The sequence below is a fragment of the Lentisalinibacter orientalis genome (assembly GCF_040706535.1).
Classification (GTDB): Bacteria; Pseudomonadota; Gammaproteobacteria; order Steroidobacterales; family Woeseiaceae; genus Lentisalinibacter; species Lentisalinibacter orientalis.
This window is the reverse complement of record NZ_JAPDRJ010000001.1, coordinates 1,730,054-1,750,600: the sequence shown is the minus strand read 5'-3', so window position 1 is coordinate 1,750,600 and position 20,547 is coordinate 1,730,054. Positions and strand designations below refer to the sequence as shown.

At 68.6% G+C, this 20,547-nt stretch carries 14 protein-coding genes; 7 read left to right on the top strand and 7 right to left on the bottom strand.

Annotated elements, in window-relative coordinates:
• Positions 1 to 76: 76 nt before the first annotated feature.
• Complete coding sequence (locus tag ACJMK0_RS07750; RefSeq protein ID WP_405237088.1) at positions 77 to 823, top strand: flavodoxin family protein; 747 nt, start codon at positions 77 to 79, stop codon at positions 821 to 823.
• On the opposite strand, the gene ACJMK0_RS07745 is transcribed toward ACJMK0_RS07750, so the two are convergent.
• Both ACJMK0_RS07745 and ACJMK0_RS07740 read right to left on the bottom strand, forming a co-directional pair.
• Complete coding sequence (locus ACJMK0_RS07745; RefSeq protein ID WP_405237086.1) at positions 820 to 2,298, bottom strand: pyridoxal phosphate-dependent decarboxylase family protein; 1,479 nt, start codon at positions 2,296 to 2,298, stop codon at positions 820 to 822. The two genes, ACJMK0_RS07750 and ACJMK0_RS07745, sit on opposite strands and share 4 nt — an antisense overlap.
• Positions 2,299 to 2,375: 77 nt before the next feature.
• Entirely contained in the window at positions 2,376 to 3,332 is a 957-nt protein-coding gene (locus ACJMK0_RS07740) for a hypothetical protein (RefSeq protein ID WP_405237084.1), read from the bottom strand.
• A gap of 87 nt (positions 3,333 to 3,419) precedes the next feature.
• Between ACJMK0_RS07740 and ACJMK0_RS07735 the strand changes: the two genes are divergently transcribed.
• From ACJMK0_RS07735 to ACJMK0_RS07725, 3 genes are all read left to right on the top strand, one after another.
• Entirely contained in the window at positions 3,420 to 4,352 is a 933-nt protein-coding gene (locus tag ACJMK0_RS07735; protein WP_405237082.1) for a class I SAM-dependent methyltransferase, read from the top strand.
• An 89-nt stretch (positions 4,353 to 4,441) separates the two neighbouring features.
• Positions 4,442 to 4,873, top strand: a complete 432-nt coding sequence (locus ACJMK0_RS07730) for a hypothetical protein (RefSeq protein WP_405237080.1) — start codon at positions 4,442 to 4,444, stop codon at positions 4,871 to 4,873.
• A 68-nt stretch (positions 4,874 to 4,941) separates the two neighbouring features.
• Entirely contained in the window at positions 4,942 to 7,050 is a 2,109-nt protein-coding gene (locus ACJMK0_RS07725; RefSeq protein WP_405237078.1) for a TonB-dependent receptor, read from the top strand.
• 121 nt (positions 7,051 to 7,171) lie between these two features.
• Here the strand turns inward: ACJMK0_RS07725 and ACJMK0_RS07720 are convergent, their stop codons facing one another.
• From ACJMK0_RS07720 to ACJMK0_RS07710, 3 genes are all read right to left on the bottom strand, one after another.
• Entirely contained in the window at positions 7,172 to 11,230 is a 4,059-nt protein-coding gene (locus ACJMK0_RS07720) for a hypothetical protein (protein WP_405237076.1), read from the bottom strand.
• Positions 11,231 to 11,753: 523 nt separating this feature from the next.
• Positions 11,754 to 12,947 carry a baeRF7 domain-containing protein gene (locus ACJMK0_RS07715; RefSeq protein WP_405237074.1) on the bottom strand — a complete coding sequence of 398 codons (1,194 nt, stop codon included), beginning with the start codon at positions 12,945 to 12,947 and terminating at the stop codon, positions 11,754 to 11,756.
• Between the two features lie 13 nt (positions 12,948 to 12,960).
• Complete coding sequence (locus ACJMK0_RS07710; RefSeq protein WP_405237072.1) at positions 12,961 to 13,167, bottom strand: dodecin family protein; 207 nt, start codon at positions 13,165 to 13,167, stop codon at positions 12,961 to 12,963.
• 308 nt (positions 13,168 to 13,475) lie between these two features.
• Between ACJMK0_RS07710 and ACJMK0_RS07705 the strand changes: the two genes are divergently transcribed.
• The 3 genes from ACJMK0_RS07705 to ACJMK0_RS07695 all read left to right on the top strand — a co-directional run bounded on the left by ACJMK0_RS07705 (position 13,476) and on the right by ACJMK0_RS07695 (position 18,113).
• The gene (locus tag ACJMK0_RS07705) at positions 13,476 to 15,956 is read left to right on the top strand and encodes an efflux RND transporter permease subunit (RefSeq protein ID WP_405237070.1); all 2,481 of its coding nucleotides are present in this window, start codon (positions 13,476 to 13,478) and stop codon (positions 15,954 to 15,956) included.
• 144 nt (positions 15,957 to 16,100) lie between these two features.
• Positions 16,101 to 16,550: a universal stress protein gene (locus ACJMK0_RS07700; RefSeq protein WP_405237068.1), complete on the top strand. Its 450-nt coding sequence runs from the start codon at positions 16,101 to 16,103 to the stop codon at positions 16,548 to 16,550.
• A gap of 6 nt (positions 16,551 to 16,556) precedes the next feature.
• Positions 16,557 to 18,113 carry an acyl-CoA carboxylase subunit beta gene (locus tag ACJMK0_RS07695; RefSeq protein WP_405237066.1) on the top strand — a complete coding sequence of 519 codons (1,557 nt, stop codon included), beginning with the start codon at positions 16,557 to 16,559 and terminating at the stop codon, positions 18,111 to 18,113.
• A 40-nt stretch (positions 18,114 to 18,153) separates the two neighbouring features.
• Here ACJMK0_RS07695 and ACJMK0_RS07690 read toward each other — a convergent pair whose 3' ends face one another.
• Positions 18,154 to 19,299, bottom strand: coding sequence for a hypothetical protein (locus ACJMK0_RS07690; RefSeq protein ID WP_405237064.1), 1,146 nt, complete (start codon positions 19,297 to 19,299; stop codon positions 18,154 to 18,156).
• Between the two features lie 84 nt (positions 19,300 to 19,383).
• Positions 19,384 to 20,454, bottom strand: coding sequence for a saccharopine dehydrogenase family protein (locus ACJMK0_RS07685; protein ID WP_405237062.1), 1,071 nt, complete (start codon positions 20,452 to 20,454; stop codon positions 19,384 to 19,386).
• Between the last annotated feature and the right edge of the window lie 93 nt (positions 20,455 to 20,547).

Here is a 20,547-nt window from a genome sequence, read left to right as displayed (position 1 = left end):
ATCCGGGTTTCCGGCCCTCTGCACGGCCGCCTGTCAACGTTTAAGGTGTGTTCGGAAACCGCAACTGGAGCGACCGATGGAACAACAGCGAAAACCGCCGGCGCGCTATGACGACCTGCACGCACTCTTCGTCAACTGCACGCTGAAGCGCTCACCCGAGCCCTCGCACACCGACCGGCTCATGGAGGCCTCCCGCCACATCATGCGCGAACAGGGTGTCGCCGTGGAGACCGTACGGGCCGTGGACCACCAGATCGCGCCCGGCGTGCAGCCGGACATGACCGAGCACGGCCACGAGCGCGACGACTGGCCGGCGCTCTACGAGAAAGTCCATGCCGCCCACATCCTGGTGATCGGCACGCCTATCTGGCTCGGCGAGAAATCCTCCGTGTGCTCGCGGGTGATCGAGCGGCTGTATTCGCAATCCGGCGAGACCAACGAGAAAGGCCAGTACGTCTACTACGGCCGCGTCGGCGGCTGCATCGTCACCGGCAACGAGGACGGCGTGAAGCACGTGGGCATGGGCGTGATGTACGCGCTGCAGCACCTGGGCTACGTCATCCCGCCCCAGTGCGATGCCGGCTGGATCGGCGAGGCGGGGCCCGGCCCGAGCTACGGCGATCGGCCGAGCGAGGGGTCCGACGAAGGGCCGGTCGGCTTCGACAACGAATTCACCCAGCGCAACGTCACCTTCATGAGCTGGAACCTCATGCACCTGGCTCGGATGCTGAAGGACGCCGGCGGCATCCCGGCTTACGGCAACCAGCGCAGCGCCTGGGAGGCCGGCGAGCGTTTCGGTTTCGAGAATCCCGAGTACCGCTAGTCGCGCCGGTGCGGGTCGGCGCGGCCGTCCAGCGCCGCGGCCGTTTCGCGGATGACCTTAACGGCCAGATCCACCTCGCGCCGGTGGCTGCGCACGTTCAGGATGGCCAGCCGCAGCACGTTATGCCCGCCGAGGCGTGTCGTGGAAAGATAGATGCGGCCGTCCGCCTGGATGCGTTCCGCCAGCCGGCGGTTGAACGCGTCGGCGTCGCCCTCCTCGGGCACGTAGCGGAATACGACGATGGACAGATCCGGCTCCGGTCCCACCTCGAAGCCGGGCAGCTCCGTCATGCGCGCGTGGAAGTAGCGGGCGAGCAGCAGCTTCTCCTCGAGCGCGGCGCGGAAGGCGTCCACGCCGGCGAGTTTCAGCGGCAGCCACAGACGCAGCGCGCGGAAGTGGCGGCTCAGCTCCGGCGAGGCGGCCGCGGGCGAGAGCTCCATGGCCTCGCCGAAACCGCCGGTATCCTGCATGTAGCTGGCGGTGAAAGTGTAGGCGTCGCGCAGCTTCCGGCCATCGCGCACCAGCACCAGGCCGGTGCCGAAGGGCAGGAACAGTCCCTTGTGGGGGTCCAGAACGAGGGAGTCGGCGCGCTCCATGCCGGCCAGCCGGGCTTTGCCATCGGCGGTCAGTGCGAACGCAGCGCCGTAGGCTCCGTCGACATGCAGCCAGAGACCCTCGCGCTCCGCCACGTCCGCAATGGCCGGCAGGGGATCCACCGCGCCGGTGTCGGTGGTGCCGGCGGAGGCGACGACCAGCCAGGGCCGCAGCCCGTCGGCGTGATCCTGCGCGATCTGCGCCTCCAGCGCCGCGACATCCATGCGGTAGCGCGCGTCCAGCGGTATGCGCCGCTGCACGCACTCGCCGACGCCTGCGATGGCCAGCGCCTTGTCGACGCAATGGTGGGTCTGCGCCGTCAGATAGACGACCGTGCGTTCCACGTCCCGGGCGCGTACGCCACAGGCCTCCCGCGCCGTCACGATCGCAGAGAGAATCGCGATACTGCCGCCGGAGGTGAGGTCTCCTGCGGCGGATTCCGGATAGCCGATGAAATCAGCGACCCAGCGCAGCAGGCGGCGCTCCAGCCTGACGGCGCCCGGGCTGGCATAGGTCACGCCGGCGTAGGGGTTCGTCACCGCGGCCAGGTAGTCGCCGAGCGCGGCCGCGTACAGCCCGCTGCCGGGGATGAAGCCGAAGAAGCGGCCCACGGTCTCGTTCACGCCGGGCCGCTCGACGCCGCGGGCATAGGCAGCGAGTACCCGGTCGATCGGCGCCGGCTCATCACCAAAAGGCTCATCGAGCACGCCGAGGTCAGCGGGATCGGGCGGCGTGTAGGCGGGCATGGTGTCCAGCCGTTCGAGAAATGCCTCGGCCCGTTCGTTGACGGATGCGAGGAGATCGCCGCGTTGTTCGGCGGAAGGATGCAGGGTACGCGAGGCGCTTTCCAGCTCCCGCAGTCTCTGTTCGTCTATCGTCATGGGCGAATGCTAACGCGGCTGGTCGCATCGTGCTGCACAGGCATTCGCCGCGCAGACCAACCCCTCTCGCACCGCCTTCACCAGTCCAGTCTTTCCGCGACTCCGGGACACAGGCTCTGCTCGAAGGCGGCGGGGTCGAAATCGGAGACCGGGATATCCAGCGCAGGCAGGCCGGCCTTTTGCCGATCTGCGAGGAAACCGCGCACGATCCGGTCGCGCACCGGCTGCGTTTTATCGGATTTCGCCATCAGTAGCTCGTAGGCGACGCCGCTAATACCGGTGGCGAGCGCCGGTGCGACATCGTAGACGACCTCGGAATAGACGTTACCCGGATACCAGTACAACCGCTCCTTGTACGGCATTTCTTCCCAGTCGGCAGCGGTCACCCATCCCAGGCGAACGGGAGAATCGACCATACCCTCCCGCCACGACAGCGCATCTCCGTATCGTTGCAAGGCATAGACGCGGCCGTGCAGCGCCGCACGATTGAACCAGTCGCCAGCCTCGCCGAGCAGCGTCCGATCGATCGCTTCAGTATCGATCGAGCTTCCTCGTTCTGTCACTGCCTGCCCGGTCAGTAAGTCCACCGCCAGGTCGGGATCGCGTCCAAGCGCCGTCAGGAAATGGCGCTGCCCCAGGACCATCATGGCAGCGGTATCTCCGGTGCCGGCCATGGACTGCAGGGCAGATTCATCGACGTGGCGATAAGCGTCCATATCATCCACCACCAGACCCACTTCGCGCAGGCGTTCGATTTCGCGCTGCAGTCCGGGGTCGCGTCTTGCTTCCGCGTAACTGAGACAGTCATCGTCATCGGCGGCGGCGGCCGGATCGTCCGCAGAAGCGATCGAGATGACGGGCGCCGTGCCATCGCCGTCCGGTCGCGGCGTAGCGGCGGGCGGCGCCCCCTCCTCCGCCGGCTGGCTCTTCTCGCGCTCCCTCACAGCCTCCTCCAGCGCCCGCTGCAGCCCGATCAGCGCCAGCAGCGCGAGCGCGGCGAGGACGACCACCGTCAACAGCAATCTGGAATTCATGCTTCGAGTTTACCGTTTGCGCGGACTGCCGACTGCCCTAGAATCGACGGACTGACCGTAAACCCGCGAGACGGAACGAGGAATACCATGAAGAATTACCTTCTGTTGCCCGCCGCCCTGCTGCTTGCCGCCTGCGGCCAGCCCGAAGAGGCCGCGGCGCCCGCCACCGAGCCGGCCGGCGCGCCGGAAGCGGCAGCGGAGACGGCGTCACCCGAGCCCGCCGCCGAGCCGGCGCCCGCGAGCCTGGAGGAGATTCTGGCCGCGCAGCCCGAGGACGTGCAGGCCCGCTACGAGCACCGCCATCCGCAGGAGACGCTGGAGTTTTTCGGCATCGAACCGGGCATGACGGTGGTCGAGGCGCTGCCTGGCGGCGGCTGGTACACTAAGATCCTGCTGCCCTATCTGGGCGCGGACGGCCGGGTGATCGGCGCCGACTACGCGCTGGAGATGTTCCCGCTGTTCGGCTTCTTCAGCGACGAGCAGATCAAGAAGAAGGAGACCTGGGTGGAGGACTGGACCGCCCAGGCGGAAGGCTGGGCCGGCGATGACGGCGCCGCGGTCTCGGCCTTCGTGCTCGGTTCGCTGCCCGAGGAGATGAAGGGAACGGCGGATGCGATGCTGTTTATCCGCGCCCTGCACAACCTCGCCCGCTTCGAGGACGAAGGCGGTTACCTGACGGCCGCGCTCGCCGATGCGTACGCCGTGCTGAAGCCGGGCGGCGTCGTGGGCGTCGTCCAGCACGAGGCAAGGCCGGACATGCCCGACGAGTGGGCGGACGGCAGCGCCGGCTATCTGAAGCAGGCGTTCGTCATCAACGCTTTCGAGGAGGCGGGCTTCGAACTCGCCGCCGAGAGCGACATCAACGCGAATCCGGCCGACCAGCCGACCGCCGAAGACGTGGTGTGGCGGCTGCCGCCGACGCTGGCCACGAGCCGGGAAGACCCGGAACTGCGCGAACAGCTGCAGGCCGTCGGCGAATCGAACCGCATGACGCTGCTGTTCCGCAAGCCGGCGGAATAGTCCACGTAGGAGGGACTGGTAGGAGGGGCTTCAGCCCCGATTCCCAATAACAATCGGGCCTGAAGGCCCTCCTACATTATAATTCGGGGATGAGGCGAACTCTCCGGCCGCAGATCTTCGTCGCCCTGGCAGCCACGCTGCTGCTGCGGGCCATGATCCCGGCCGGGTTCATGCCGGCGGCCATCGGTGCCGGCTTCCCGTTGCAGGTGTGCCCGAGCGGGCTGCCGGACGGGGCGCTGGCGCGCCTCGCCGGCGAGCACGCCGCACACCATCATCACGCCGGTCACGGCCACCACGGTCATCACGACGCCGGGGACAATGGCGACGGCGGCCATGCCTATTCCGCCGAGCAGTGCCCCATCGCACACCTGATCGCGGCGGCCGCCCTGCCCGTCTCCGCCGGACCGACCGTGCCGGCCTTGCCGGCGCCCGCGATTGTCGTTCCCGCGCCGCGGCAGCCGGCCACGGCGCGTGTCCATCAATACCGCTCCCGCGGCCCGCCGGTTCCCGCAGCGACCTGAATGCACCTTTCCTGAGCGAGCGCCGGTTACCGGCCGATGCTCGTCGCTGCACGACACGGAGCCAGACAATGAAACCGATTTCTTGCGGGCGGACGGCGCTGGCCGTCTGCCTGGCCGCGTCATGGGCCGCCACCATCGCCCATGCGGTCGAACCCTCGCCCGGATCAGAGACGGATGACGAACGCGGCATCGAGGAGATTCTCGTGACCGCGCATCGCATCGGGCTGGACGAGACCGTCGTCTCCGCCGGCCCGGTTATGGCCGTCGACACGGCGCAACTGCTGCGCGCCGCACCCGGCGCCGACGTCAACACCAACGGCAGGCTGAGCGGCATCGCCCAGTTCCGGGGCCTGTATGGAGACCGGGTGGCCGTGAGTCTCGACGGCATCTGCCCCATCGGCGGCGGACCCAACGCCATGGATGCCCCGCTCTCCTACGCCTCGCCGATGATCACGGAATCGCTGCACGTGGATCGCGGCATCCCGGGTGTCGCTGCCGTGGCCGAAGGCCCGGGCGGGCACATCGACGCGCGCATCGACCGTGGTGCGTTCGCGGAGTCGGCCGCGTTCGCCCCCGACGGCTGGATCGGCAGCCGCTACGAGGACAACGGCAATACCCGCACCTCGGCGGCCCGGCTGACCGTCGCGAACGCGCATCACCGGCTGTCCGCGGTCTCCGAGATCGACCGTGCCGACGATATCGACACGCCCGCCGGCACCATCCGCCCCTCCGCGCTGAACCGGGACCGCCACGATGTGAGCTACGCCTGGCGCGGCGAAGCTACCGAGGCCATGGCCTTCGCGGGAAGGCTGGACACGAGCGAGACCGGCACGCCGTCGCTGCCCATGGACATCCGCTACATCGACACGGATCTCTACGGCGTCTCCGCCAGCCATCGCATCGGCACGCTGACGCTGGAGGCCGAGGCGGGCTACAACGACGTGGACCACCTCATGGACAACTACAGCCTCCGCGCGGCACCGCCGCCGGCCGCGCAGCGGCGCAACCACACCAGCGGCCGCGGCACCAGCTTCGCTCTCGGGGCCCGCCTGCCGGTCGCCGGCACCGAACTGGCCTTCGGCATCGACGGCCGGTTCGCCACCCACAACGCCGTGATTACCAACCCGAACAACGCGGCTTTCCGTATCGACAACTTCGCGGACGTCGAGCGTGACCTCGTCGGCGCGTATGCCGAGTGGCAGGGAACCGCGGGGGCCGGCGAATGGGAACTGGGCGTCCGTTACAACACCGTCTCCGCGAATGCCGGCGATGTCTCCGCGAACGGCCTGATGGGCATGATGGCGCCGGCCGTCGGCGAACTCGCGGACCGCTTCAACGCGGCCGAGCGGAGCCTCGACTTCGGCAATGTCGACCTCGTCGCCGGCTACCGCCGCGATCTGACCGCCGGTCTCGCGGCGGTGGTGGAGGTCGGTTCCCGCACCCGGGCGCCGTCCTACCAGGAGCTGTATCTGTGGCTGCCGCTGCAGGCCACCGGCGGCCTCGCCGACGGACGCACCTACATCGGCAACCTGCGGCTGGATGCGGAGCGCTCCAACGAGATCAACGCCGGTCTGGACTGGAACGCCGGCCGCCTGAGCGTCTCGCCCCGCTTCTACTATCGCCGCGTGGACGACTACATCCAGGGCGTCCCGGCGACGGACATGACCGCCAACATGATCGCCACGATGATGTCCGACGCGCCGGCCCTGCAGTTCGGCAACGTGGACGCCGAACTGTACGGCTTCGACGTGGCCTGGCGCTACGGCATCACGGCGAACCTCGCCATCGACGGCGCCGCAAGCGTGGTCCGCGGCGAGCGCCGGGACCTGGAAGACGACCTCTACCGCCTGGCACCGGACAACGTCGCGGTGGCCCTCGACTACCGGCGGCAGCGCTATACGCTGCGCGGCGAACTGGTGGCCTACCGGCGCCAGGATCGGGTGGCGGCCTACAACGGCGAGACGGAGACGGCGGGCTATGCGCTGGTGAACCTGGCCTTCGGCTGGGCGCCCCTGCCGTCGCTGACGCTGGAGGCGGCCGTGGAGAACCTGCTGGACCGGGAATACCGCGACCATCTCACCGGCCTGAACCGGGCCGGCGGCTCCGACATCCCGGTGGGAGAGCGGCTGCCGGGCGCGGGCCGCAGTTTCGCGGCAGGGCTGACCTATCGCTTCTGACGTGCCCGGGCAGGAGGACGGGTAGGAGGGGCTTCAGCCCCGATCCAGGCAAGCCGGATCGGGGCTATCGGGGCTGAAGCCCCTCCTACATGCCCATTCGGGGTCGGGCCTGAAGGCCCTCCTACGTATTTGCGCGGCCGAGCCAGATCCCGCCTCGGCTGAACGCACGCCAGGCCCAGGGCAGCCAGCGGATGAGAGCGAACGCCAGCCACAGCGCCCACAGCAATATGGCGACCTTGTAGATCCACAGCGGCAGAGAAAAAATACCCGCTGCCGGCAGCGCGCCCTCGCTGCGGTCCTGAAACCAGTTCATCTGGTAGCCGAATGAACCGTTGCCCATGATGTGCATGTCGGGCGTGCCCAGCAGGCCCACCGGGATGCTCAGCACGAGCGCCGCGAGTGCGGCCACCGACAGGACGCCCACGGCCGCCTGCTTGGCCCGGAATTCGTTGTCGGCGAGATCCTCGGCCCAGCGCTCCCGCCAGCCCATGGCCAGCAGCCAGCCCGCGACCAGCGCATAGGTGGGCCAGGCAAACGTGCTGAATCCCAGACCGAGCAGGAACCAGTGATGGGTCCTCAGCGGCGTCAGGCGGGTGCGGCCCAGCGCGGCCGCGACGAGGACCAGCGCCGCCAGCGCCGGCCAGTAGAGCACGGCAGGTCCCACGATCGGACCGCTGGTGCCCAGCAGCCAGCGGTTGCGCGGCATCTCGGCGCTGACGGAGATATTCGAGACCGGCGCCGCGAGATCGACCGCGGGAATCTCCGCGCGACGGTCCATCGTAACGTCCTGCCGCCACGACATCTGCACGGCATGGCTGCCGGGGAGAGTCGGGATGCGCACGGCGTCGTCCGGCCCGGGTACCGGCAACTCGCTGCCATCCTGCTGCAGGCGCGTCACCTCCGCCCCGTCCGGCAGCGTGATGACGTGGGGGCCGCCCAGCGACGAGCGATAGTCGAACTCCAGCGTCGTCTCCGCGGAACGGGCTCCGTAGCGGGTGTGCATCGACACGCGGTCCACCGCCAGCAGTGCGCCGTCGACGGCGTCCGGCCGGCTGATCTCCACCGTCAGCGCCTCGCCGGGCAGCGGCAGGAACACGGGTTGCCAGACCTGATCGCCGATCTCGTAGACGGGCACGCCGTCCAGGGTCGCGTGCCACGGACTGCCCACCTGAAACTGCCAGCGTTCGCTCCAGGGCGCATCCGCGGGCGCGCGCAGGGTCAGTGATTCCGAACGGTCCAGCGAGGAACGCCAGACGAGACCGTCCTGACCGCTGCCGAGCGCCACCTGCACGCGCCCGCCTTCCACCGCGATCCCGTCCGTGACCACGGACTCGCCCGGCAGCAGCGGAATCTGCGCGTTGATGGCCCCTTCCGCGGGTGCCACTCGGGTGACGCGGGTGGTGACCGACCAGTCGAGACCCAGCGTGACGGTGCGCGCAACGCGCAGATAGTCGGGGAACCGCCCGCCTTCGAGGGCCGGCTCCGCGGCCTCCTCCGCCGGCCGGTCGCGGCGCAGCTCGAGGGCATCCGCCACCAGCCGTTCGCCGCGCAGTCCGGCTACCGTCCATCCGCTGGCCTGCACGCTGAGACGTTTCGGCACCAGCGGGAATGCGATCTCCACCCGCTCGGCATCCGGCAACCGGCCGCCGAGCGCGATACGATGCGCACCCGCTTCCACGGCCAGCCACAGCGTGCCGTCCGGATGCCGCAGCACCCGCCCGGGCGACTGCCCGTCGACGGTGACGCTCCCGGGCAGCCAGCCCTGCTCGGAGCCCGGCACCGGCACGGCGACGGCCTCCAGCGCGTTGATGACCAGCAGGATCTCGAGCCGATCTCCGGTCGCCACCACGCCGGCCGTGTCGATCACGGCACAGTCGGGCACGCACTCCGGCGCTGCCAGCAACCGCTGACGCAGCTCCTCCAGCAACACCGGTGATGGCGTTTCCGCGCGCAGGTCGCCCGGCATCGATGCGGCCAGCATCACGCTCAACATCGCCAGCGGCAAGGCCGCGCCCGCGTTTCCGCCGACCGGCAGACGCAGCTTTCGCAGGGCCTCGATCGTGTCGCGCCCGACCCACCACAGCACGGCCAGTCCGAGTCCCAGCATGAGCACGCGCCACAGCGCGACGGCCCAGCGGGGCAGGATCACCAGGCGCATCGTCTGTCCCGGCTCCACCGGCCCGCTCCAGCGCAGCGGGTAGGTATTCCAGCGCCAGTCCGGGATGCCCGGACCGGTCTGGACCCGCGCGCCCGGCGCGTAGCGCTGATCGACGGCCGGTCGCGTCGGCGCAGCGACCGGCGGCGTCCCGGCAGCGACCTGGTCGACGGACTGGCCGGTTACCTCGAGCCGCGCATCGGCGCCAACCCGCGACTCCGCCGCTTTTTTCATTTCCATGACCGCCCGGGCGGGCGCGGCCGTCGGCAGCCGCGCCGGCGCATAGGCCGCGGACGCCTCGAGCTGGGGATACAGGGTGTAGCGGATCTGGTTCACGGCGAACGGCACGAACAGGAGCGCCAGCGCCGCCATGCTGCCGTGGCGGTACCAGCGCGCGAGCTGGCGCAGCCGTCCCTCCGGCGCCGCACGGGCCAGGGCAACCGCGGCGAGCAGGTTCAGGAGCAACCAGGAGAAGACGGGCAGGTCCTGATGGATGAGCACGAGCGTGACCAGGGCCACGGCGCCGGCCGCACGGCCGTAGAGCTTGCTCGCGGCGGCGGCCGACAGCAGCACGACGAACAGGTCGAGGAGCCGCCAGCGGCTCAGCCAGGCGCCGGGCGCGCTGTCGGCGCCGACGGCGGCACCCAGCCGGTAGCCCGGCGGCAGGTGGACCGTCGCATTCAGACTGGCCAGCCTCTGCGACCAGCCAGTGACCGGAATGCCGGCCGCGTCCGGGAGTCGGCTGAGCGCCTGCAGGGAAACGTCACGCTCCCGCCACTCGACCCCGCGCGCATCGCCGTCCGGAGTGTGGGTGACCAGCAGGGCGTCACCGCGGCCGTCGCGGGCGCCGAGGAGCTCCCACGGGGGAGTCAGATTCAGACGCCAGTCCCGCTGCAACGTGCCGCGCACCTGATCCAGCGCGGTGAATCCCTCGCCGTCGAAGTCGAGCCACAGCTGGCGTTCGACACTGAGCGCGTTGTCGCCGGGCAGCCCGCCCCGGCGGCGCTGCTCCAGCATGAACGCATCGCCTACGGCGACAGCGAACGCCGGCAGCGCGCCCCAGGGGGCGGGCACACCGGCCTGTGCCGGATCCACGGTGGTCATACCGACCGGTACCGCGACGCGCAGGCGTTCGTCGGCCCGGTAACTCCAGATCTCGGTGCCGGGCCAGGCACTGCCGGCGGACGGCCGTGGAATCTCTTCCACCAGGGTGTCCGCCCGGCCGACCAGCTCCACCGTCCAGCGGCCGGGGCGGATCTGCAGCGTGAGCGTGCCTTCCGGATCCAGGCGTGCGGGCATCGGCGCGGCCAGCGACTGGGGCACGAAGCCGGCCGGCAGCATCGGCCCCAGGGTCACTTCCCGTACCCGGCCGGCAGCTTCCAGCTGCAGACGGGTGGTGAGCCGCGTCGGCACGGCATCCTCCACGAGCCGATACACCTGGATGCCGAGCGCATCCTCCCGCGGCGACGCACCCTCATCCCGTGCCAGGAACAGGGTGCCGTCGTCACGCCGCGGCTGCAGGACGGGCTCGCCGTCGACGGTCAGGGCCAGCAGGCCGGTCTCGGTCGGTATGGCGAGCGTGCGCGGCCGGCCCTGCCAGTCGAAGCGCCCGCCGACCCGGTAGCGGCCCGGGGCGAGCCGTAGCGCCGGGCGGGCACCGTGCTCGAATACGGTGGCAGATCGGCCGTCGACCTCGACGACGGCGGGCCAGTGCTCGGCGTCTCCCGGCAACGGCACCCACTGCTCGGCGGCGAAGACCTCCCAGGATTGCTCGAACCGGGCACCGCGGCCGTCCACCTCGAGACGCAGCGTGCCGGGCCAGGCACAGCGGAAGTCCGACTCGGACTGCGCGCGTGTGCCGAGCAGGAACGGACATTCGCGGTATTCGCTGCCCCGCGTCACCCAGGGCACCCAGTCCCTCAGGTCCTGCGGCACCCAGGCCGGGGCGGCAGTCGCCGCGGCCGCGGGAAGGACAGCGGCCGAGGCCGCCACAAACAGCAAACACACCCGCAGCCCGATCCTCATGCCCTTCCTCCCGTGCTCTGGCGTAGTGCCAACGGCGCGGCCGCCGCTCCGGGGTCACATTCTACGCCCAATCGTAGGAGGGCCTTCAGGCCCAATCCCGCTGTGGGAGGGCCTTCAGGCCCGATTCCCTTCTTTCGTGGCCGCCCTGCGGGGGTATCCATCTTGGTCCCGACAAAAGGTCGCGGCGATGGATACCCCCGCATGACGGCCGCCTCGCGGTGGCGTGACGGAGCTGCCCGTCAGGAGCGCCTGCTGATTGGTGCCAAGCCTGTCGCCTACGGGCCCGTCAGCGGGTGGGTGAGGGTTGCGGGGTCGTCCTGGATGCAGGACGGCTTCGATGGGCATGTAGGAGGGGCTTCAGCCCCGATTAGCGCGCGGCCAACTCAGACGAAAATCGGGGCTGAAGCCCCTCCCACATGAGCGTCCCCGCAACCCCGTGTCCACCCGATGGCGTGCCAAAGTCAGGAGAAGGTGGTGCGAGCCAAAAAGGGCGGATCGGGCCTGAAGGCCCTCCTACGCGGGGTCAGTAGCGGAGGGAGGCGCAGACCAGCCGCTCGCCGGGCAGGGCTTCCGCCGGCAGCACCCGCACGCGGCCGCCGTGCAGCCAGGTCTCCACCGCGGCGCGGTCGAGGAGATCCTCTCTCGGCAGTTCGTCCCGGTGGCGTACCTCGTGGGCGCCTTCGTCGACGTAGCCCCAGTCTTCCCGGTCGCCGGCGACCACGATCTCGCTGACGCGTCCTTCCAGCGTGGCGAGCAGGGCTTTGTCGATGCTGTCGGTCGCGCTGCCGCTGCCCACTGCATCGGCCAGGGCCGCCGCGGCGTTCCGATCGTCCCGCAACTGGTGGCGCTCCATCAGCTCGCGGGCGCGTTCGTGCAGCTCCGCCGCAGAGAGGTGTTCCACGTTGCCGTGCAAATCGTCTTCCAGTATTGCCGGCAGGTCGCTCACCTGCCGGTAGAGCGCGAGCAGCGACTCCACGCCGGCCAGCACCAGCGGTGCTTCACGGTGCGGCAGGAAATCCTGCACTGCGCTGTCGACCTCGCGCAGGAAACGCTTCAGCTCCGGCGTCACGTCGTCCTTGCCGCCGCCGTGGGTGTGATAGATGGCTTCCGAACTGCCGCGATGCCCCGCGTGGTGCTGCAGGTTGGGCTCGGTCAGATCGCGTCCCGCGGACTCCTCCAGCGAGCGGGGAGCCCGGCCGGCGAGGTCCAGCTGCCGCAGGCCGCGGCGATCGCTATGGTGATCAAGATGGCCATCGTAATCGCCCTCGAACAGCCGCACGTCGTTCTGGCTGATGGCGAGCAACGCGAACGGACCGGTGAGGCTCTTCGCCTGCAGTACCGGTTTCAGATGGAAACGCCAGCCGACCACGGTCAGCTCCCGCGGCCGCTGCGGCAGCGTGATGCGGGTCAGGCCGCTGCCCGTGGTGTAGGCCGCCAGGCCGCCGTCCAGCGGCTCCTCGGGCCAGAACGTGCCGCCGTCTCTCGCCTCGATGAGCGGGCCCAGCACGGCGCCGCGGCGCCGGTCGTCCAGGCCGAGCGTCTGTAGCTGGGCATCCGCCTCGGCGATGGCATTCTTCAGGCGTATCTCGTTCTCCTGCCGCTCGGAGGGCAGCGCCGTCGACGGGACGACGACGGTGACATGAGGCGTCTCGCCGCGGTCCGCGGCGATCTCGCGCAGTGTGCCGTCGTCCGTCCCGGTGATGCGTTTGTCAGTCACAGGATCCGTCCGGCTATTTGTCGTCCACGAGGAAGCTGACCTTCATGGCCACGCGGTACTCGGCGACCTTGTCGTTCGCCACGACGACCTTCTGCTCCTTGATCCAGGCCGACTGGATGTTGTGGACGGTCTTGCTCGCCCGGGCGATGCCGTCGTTGATGGCGTCTTCGAAGCTCTCCTTCGAATCGCACATGATCTCGGTCACTTTCACTACTGACATGCTTCCTTCTCCTTTCGGTGGTCGAATTTCGTCCTCACCGGGAAAGGAGCAAGTTCCATGCCGTTGTGCCCGCAGCGCGGCAGGCGCCCCGGGAGCGGGTCCGCGGCCGGGTGCCAGCGGTCCGGCCGGCTGCGGCATGCAGAATCTGCACCCCCGGCATGCAGAATCTGACTCCCGCCGATGCGGCTGTGGCTGGGTCCGGAAACTCTCTATACTGGTGTCGATGCGATGGGAAGGAACCCGACGAGACGTGATCCAGCGGAAGGGGGCGGGAAAGATGCGGCGAGCAGCCCGGACGGCGGACGCGGATGCGTAAGGCGACACTGTCTCTGTACGATTCCCTGGTCCTGGGCCGACCCGTAATCACGCTGCTGATCACGGTGCTTGCCGTGGGCCTGCTCGCCAGCCGTGCGCCCGACTTCGCGCTGGACACCTCCAGCGATTCGCTGCTGCTGGAGAGCGATACCGGCGTCCGCTATTACCGGGCCATCCGCGCGCGCTACGGCTCCGACGACTTTCTCATCCTCACGTTTACGCCGTCCGGCGATCTCTTCTCCGATGCCGTCCTCGACGACCTCGGCAAGCTGCGGGACGAACTCGCGGGCGCGCCGGGCGTGGTCTCCGTGGTCTCCATCCTCGACGTGCCGCTGCTGCAGAGCCCGCCGCTCGGCCCGCGGGAACTCGCCGACGGCGCGCCGACCCTGCTCTCCGCACAGGTCGACCGCGAACTCGCGCGCGAGGAGCTGACCACCAGCCCACTCTACCGCAACCGCCTGATGAGTCCGGACGGCGGCACCACCGCGCTGCAGGTGAACCTGCAGCAGGACGAGGCCTACACGAAGCTGCTGAACCGACGCGCCGATCTGCGCGAGATCCGCCTCGAGCGCGATCTCACCGCCGAGGAGTCAGCGGCGCTGGCCGAGGTGGAGCAGCGCATCCGCGAACGCCGCGAGTCCCAGCAGATCCAACTGCATCGCACCATCGCGACGGTGCGGGGCATCGTCGACAACTACCGGGACGGCACCGAGCTGCACCTGGGGGGGCTGCCGATGATCGCGGCCGACCTCGTGGACTTCATCCGCCGCGACCTGATCGTATTCGGCATCGGCCTCGCCGTGGCACTGATCGCCCTTCTCGCCGTCATCTTCCGCCGGCTGCGCTGGGTCGTGCTGCCGCTGACGACCTGCGCCGCAGCCGTGCTCGGCATGATCGGTTTCCTGGGCCTCGTGCAGTGGCCGGTCACGGTGGTGTCGTCCAACTTCGTCTCGCTGATGCTGATCCTGACACTGTCGCTGAACGTGCATCTGGTGGTGCGTCACCGGGAGCTGCACCGCGAGCGTCCGGACGCCGGCCAGCGGGAGCTGGTACGCGAGACGGTGCGGAACAAGTTCTATCCGGCGCTCTATACGGCGCTCACGACCATGGTGGCGTTCGGCTCCCTGGTGGTGAGCGACATCCGTCCGGTCATCGACTTCGGCTGGATGATGGTGATCGGCATGGCCATGGCCTTCGTGCTCACCTTCCTGATCCTGCCCGCCTCGCTGGTGCTGCTCTCGCCGGGCGAGCCGCCCGGGAGCGGCGACTTCACCAACCGCATCACCGGGCTCTTCTCGCGCCTGATCGGCTCGGCGCCCCGGGCGACGCTGGCCGGATACGCGCTGATCGCCGTCGCGAGTACGGCCGCCGTGCTCCAGCTCAGCGTGGACAACCGCTTCATCGATTACTTCAAACAGACCACCGCCATCTACCAGGGCATGAAGGTGATCGACGAGCGCCTCGGCGGCACCACGCCCCTGGACGTCATCCTGGACGCGGATCCCGCGTTCGTCTCCAGCCAAGAGGACGAGCAGGAGCAGGCGGACCAGCTGGAGCTGCCCGGCGAGCCCGGCATGGCAGCGCGCAGCTACTGGTACAACGCCGCGCGCAGCGACCTCCTGCGCCAGGCCCACGATCATCTCGAGGCCCGGCCGGACATCGGCAAGGTGCTCTCTCTCGCCACCACGCTGGAGGTCATCCGCCAGGTCGTGGGCGAAGAGGAGCTGGACAACTTCCAGCTCTCGATCATCTACAAGCGCCTGCCGGAGGATGTGAAAGAGGTGCTGTTCGAGCCCTACCTCGCCGTCGAAGGCCACCAGACGCGCATCTCCGCGCGCATCTACGAGACCAGCGATACACTGGAGCGCAACGAACTGCTCGAGTCGATCCGCCACCATTTCGCCGAGGACCTGGGCCTGGGCGAGGAGCGCGTGCATCTCACCGGGCTGATGGTGCTCTACAACAACGTGCTGCAGAGCCTGCTCGGCTCCCAGATCAAGTCGGCCGGCGCGGTGACGCTCGTCGTCGTGCTTATGTTCTGGCTGTCGTTCCGTTCGCTGGCCGTCGCGGTGGTGGCCCTCGTGCCCAACCTGATCGCCGCCAGCGCCGTCCTGGCAATCATGAGCGCGATGGGCGTGCCGCTGGACATCATGACCATCACCATCGCGGCCATCGCCATCGGCATCGGCGTGGACGACACCATCCACTACGTGTACCGCTTCCAGGAGGAGTTCGCGAAGGACGGCGACTACGACGCCACCATCGACCGCTGCCACCGCAGCATCGGCCACGCGATGTACTACACCTCCATCACCATCATGCTGGGTTTCTCCATCCTCGCCCTGTCGAATTTCGTGCCCACTATCTACTTCGGGCTGCTCACCGGCCTCGCGATGGCCGTCGCGCTCGTGGCCAACCTCTCGCTGCTGCCGCTCCTGTTCTCGCGCCTGCGCGTCCTCGGCAGGCCGGACTGAGGCGCATCCCCCAGGGCCGCCACTGACGGCCGGGCGGATACAGCGGGCAGGCCCGCCGGGCCTTTCCACAATGGAAAACCCGCCGCTTCCTGTCTAGCATGAGGGTGAACAGGGAGCGCCAACCGCCCCGGAGGAGTGCAGACCATGGCCAGCAAGACAGCAATCGTATTCCCCACCGATTTCTCCGAGACGTCAATCACCGCCCTGCACTGGGCGCGCAAGATGACGGAACAGCTCGGCGGCGAGCTGCATTGCGTCTCCGTGGTGGAGCCGCCCATCGTCTACACGGCCATGGAGGTACCGACGGCGGTGCCGACCGTGGAAGAACTGGTGGCCCAGGCCCAGGCGCAACTGGACGAATTCACCCGGGACAAGCTCACCGGCTTCTCCAATCCGCCGGTGGGTAAAGTGCTGGAAGGCCGTCCCGTGGACGAGATCACCGCCTACGCGAAGGAAACCGGCGCGGCGATGATCGTGATGTCCACCCACGGGCGCAGCGGCCTGAGGCACCTGCTCATCGGCAGCACGGCCGAGGGCGTGGTCCGTCACGCCGAATGCCCCGTGCTGACCGTGCGCGGCGCCGACCAGGGCTGAACCGCCGTGACCGACGAACGGACCGAGGCGCTCCGCGAGCGTCTCGCGAAGACCCTCGATCCCAATCGGCCCAGCATGGTCGAGAAGCGCCATGCGAAGGGCTACCGCACCGCGCGCGAGAATCTCGACGACCTTGTCGACGCCGGCTCGTTTACCGAATACGGCCAGCTCGCCGTCGCCGCCCAGCGCAGCCGTCGCGACATCGCCGACCTGGAGGAGAACACACCCGCGGATGCCGTCATCACCGGCACGGCGACCGTCAATGCGGAGCTATTCGGCCGCGACAACGCCCGGGCGGCGGTGGTGGTCTACGACTACAGCGTGCTGGCGGGCACCCAGGGCTATTTCCACCACCGCAAGCTCGACCGGATCTTCGAGCTGGCCGAGCAGTGGCAACTGCCCGTGGTGATGTACACCGAGGGCGGCGGCGGGCGGCCCGGCGATACCGACGTCACGACCCAGATCGCCGGACTGAATTTGTCGTCCTTCCGCACGTGGGGACGACTGTCCGGCCTGGTGCCGCGTATCGCCATCAATAACGGCTACTGCTTCGCCGGTAACGCGGCGCTGTTCGGCTCCGCCGACGTCACCATCGCCACGAAGAGTTCGTGGATCGGCATGGCCGGGCCCGCCATGATCGAGGGCGGCGGCCTGGGCAAGCACGCGCCCACCGAGATCGGGCCGATGGAGGTGCAGGAGGGCAACGGCGTCGTCGATATCGTCGCCGACGACGAGGCCCACGCCACGGACGTCGCGCGCCGTCTGCTGGCGCTCTACCAGGGCCGCACCGGCGACTGGGAATGTGCCGACCAGTCGGCGATGCGCGATCTCATCCCCGCCGACCGGCGCTGGGTGTACCCCGTGCGCGACGTCATCGAGACCCTCGCCGACACGGGCAGCTTCATCGAGCTGCGCCGGCGCTACGGCGCCCCGGTCATCACCGGCTTCCTGCGCATCGAGGGACGGCCGGTGGGCCTGATCGCAAACGACTGCCGCCAGCTCGGCGGCGCCATCACCGCGCCAGCCGCGGAGAAGGCAGCCCGTTTCCTTCAGCTCTGCGACGGCTGGGGCCTGCCGGTGCTCTCCCTCATCGACACGCCCGGTTTCATGGTAGGACCGGACAGCGAGCAGGAGGCGGCGGTGCGCCGCATGTCACGGCTGTTCGTGGTGGGCGCGAACGTCACGGTGCCGATCCTCGCCGTTGTTCTGCGCAAGGGCTACGGGCTGGGCGCCATGGCGATGGCCGGAGGCAGTCTCGCGGCCCCGGTCTGGACCGCGTCCTGGCCCACCGGAGAGTTCGGCGGCATGGGCCTCGAGGGCGCCGTCCGGCTGGGTTACCGGAAAGAACTCGAGGCCGTGGAAGACCGCGCCGAACGCGAGGCGCTGTTCGAGAAGCTGGTGAAAAAGATGTACGAGGCCGGCAAGGCCACCGAGGCGGCCGCACACCTGGAGATCGACGCGGTCATCGACCCGGCCGACACACGGCGGGAGCTGGCCGGGATGCTGGCGCGCCTGCCGCAGCGCGGGGAAAGCAGCGCAAGGCGCTTCGTCGACACCTGGTAGGCTGGTAGGTGCCGGACCGAACTTTTGCAACTTTTGAAAGTTATTCGCGAGACGAGGAGATGACCGCCTGGCACGGGTCGTAACCCGGCAATCGCTTCAACCGCTCGACCTCCTCGCGCAGATATTCGAGCGACGCCAGTTCACCGTGGGCGTCGAACTCGTCCAGATACTGGCGCAGGACGCGCTCGTCACCCATCAGCACGATCTGACCGTCCGTGGTGAGATGTTCATCCCGCCAGTTGAGGTATTCCCGTTCTCGCTCCCGCACGACCGACAACGCCGCTTCATTTCCCGATTCCTCGGCAATCATCGCCTGCAAGCCGATCCCGATTCCCCGATTCAGAACGGTCTGACTGCGTTCCTCGAGGTGCCGCGCGAAGTCCAGGCAAGCGTCGTGCCAGAGCGGGTCCGCCGCGACCCGATCGCGACACTCGGCGTAGGCGGTGAGCCAGGGCGACGTGGAAGCAGTCGCCCAGCCGATGCCCTCAATAACCCTATCGACATAGGACAGATCTCCGGCGGTGGCTGCCAGCCCCAGTTCGATGACCCGGACCACATCGGCGAAATACTCCCGATGAGAGCCGGCACTGGCGCCCCGGCGCAGCGCCTGAAGAGCGCCATCGGTGTCGCCGCGGCTGGCTCGGTACCCGGCGATGGCACCCCACATCTCACCGTTATCGCCGTCGGCTTCAGCGGCGCGCTCGACAATGCCCCGTTCTTCGCAGACACGCGACGCGGGCCGGTTGATGCAGGCATCGAGCAGACGCTCCAGGATGACGGGGTTGTCGGGATCTGACGCAAGCGCCGAGAGCAGACGCTGCAGATGCTCGGGGCTGCGTTTGTCGGTGATCAACGCGGCTGCGAGCCGTAGTTCCACGTCCTCCGATCCTTCCAACGCCCTGGCCCGGCGTTCGGATTCACGCTGGTGGCGCTCCAGACGAGCGGCCGTGTCTTCCGCCGATGGCAGGTCGTCCGGATACGGATCGCAGGCGAAATGACGGTCGGTGGCAGTGGCTACCTGGCGGCGTTGTGGTTCGTCATCGGCAGGCACTGACGGGGCTGCGCGCGGCTCGGACGGGATTGGACGCCCGGCGGCCGAACGAAGAACGCCGACCTCTCCGTCCCCGCTATCGCTGCCCCCATCGTCGATCCCCGACAGAGCGAAGATGGCCGCGAGCGCGACCACGCACAGAACGGCTGCCGACCAGATTCTTGTCCGCGAAGCTGCCACACACGAAGTGTAGCCTTCCGTCCCGTGCTTTCGATACGCCTAGACTTTTTCGCCGAACATGCCGCCCGTGCGCGTCTGCAGGTATGGCGTCACCGGGATGTCCTCCTGCTTCAGGAAACCCTGCTGAGGCAGTTTGCCGTCCCGGACCATCTCGATGACGGCGGTGACGGACGCCGACGTCGTCCAGGCGATCGCAGTGAAGCGTTCGTCGCGGACCTTCTGCGGATAGTAGGAGCGAACGAACTCGCGGCGGGACAGCTCGTCGCCCTTCCAGCCCTCTGCCGAGATGTGGACGTGGACCACGTCCTCGTCGACGGGCGGTTTGGCGTTGGTCAGGATTTCGCCGGCGAGGTCGCGGCGCTCGCGCATCAGCAGCTCGTGGAAGAAGAAGTTCATGAGATCCACGTGGCCCGGATAGCGCATGGTCTTGTAGTCGAGGTTTTCGACGTGGTCCTTGAAGGTCTCGCACATGGTGCCGAGGCCGCCCGAGGTGGTGAAGGCCTCGAGCTTGTGACCGTTGACATAGACGGTCTCGACCCACTCCATCGGGGAGACCCACTTGTGGACACCTTCCTCGATGACCTCGCAATCGTTCAGGTACTCGTTGACCACGCCCTCGGGTGACCAGTTGAAGTTGTAGCCGAGCAGGCCCGTCGGGTTCTGGGGCAGCGCGCCGACGCGCATCTTGATGGAGCGGACGCGGTCGAACTGGCGGGCGAGATGGGAGGCGACGATGCCGACGAAGCCGGGTGCGAGACCGCACTGGGGCGCCATGATGCCCTTCGAGGTCTCGCTGAGTTCACGGATGGCAGCGGTGGTGGGCACGTCTTCGGTGAGGTCGAAGTAGTGGATGCCGAGGCCGTGGGCGGCGCGGGCGACCTCCGTGTTGAGCGCGTACGGAAGGCAGGACAGCACGGCCTCGTAGGGCCTGAGGACCTCGGTGAGGCCCGCGGTATCGCCCATATCCGCCTGGACGATGGGGAACGAGGTGCCGAGGTCGAGCTTGCGGCTGTCGATACCAGTCACGTCGAAACCGGACTCCTCCAGCAGCAGCGCCGCCAGCTTGCCCACCTTGCCAATACCCAGTACCGCGACCTTCTTGAACGACATTTCGCCTCCTCGACTTTTTGAGGTGCCGGACCGAACTTTTTGGACTTTTGCAACTTATGCACGATCGAAGTGGTGCCGGCTTGCAGGCAAGCC